Source organism: Vibrio sp. 10N.222.49.C9, assembly GCF_041474985.1.
Lineage (GTDB): Bacteria > Pseudomonadota > Gammaproteobacteria > Enterobacterales > Vibrionaceae > Vibrio > Vibrio crassostreae_C.
This window is the reverse complement of the sequence record NZ_JBFRVD010000785.1, coordinates 1-319: the sequence shown is the minus strand read 5'-3', so window position 1 is coordinate 319 and position 319 is coordinate 1. Positions and strand designations below refer to the sequence as shown.

General features: G+C 48.9%; 1 protein-coding gene. It reads left to right on the top strand.

Annotation, left to right across the window (positions count from 1 at the left end):
- A partial coding sequence (locus AB4585_RS25585; RefSeq protein WP_372171591.1) for a glutamate synthase-related protein occupies nucleotides 1-319 on the top strand: 319 nt, incomplete at both ends.

The following is a 319-nucleotide window of genomic DNA, read 5'->3' as shown; positions in this document are numbered from 1 at the left end:
GGGATGACTTGCAGATCATGGTCGCGCAGATGGCGACTAAGCCACTGATGGAGGATATTCCTGTGGGTACAGAGCTCGTCATTGGTCCAAATGCCAAGAAACCTCTTAAACTGAAAATCCCGCTGTTTGTCTCAGACATGAGCTTTGGCGCTTTATCCGAAGAAGCAAAGATTGCGTTAGCCACTGGGGCAGAGCTTGCAGGAACAGGGATCTGCTCTGGTGAGGGCGGAATGCTACCAGAAGAAAAAGCGGCCAATCCTAGATACTTTTACGAATTAGCCAGCGCTGGATTTGGCTACAAAGAAGAGCTATTAAAAGG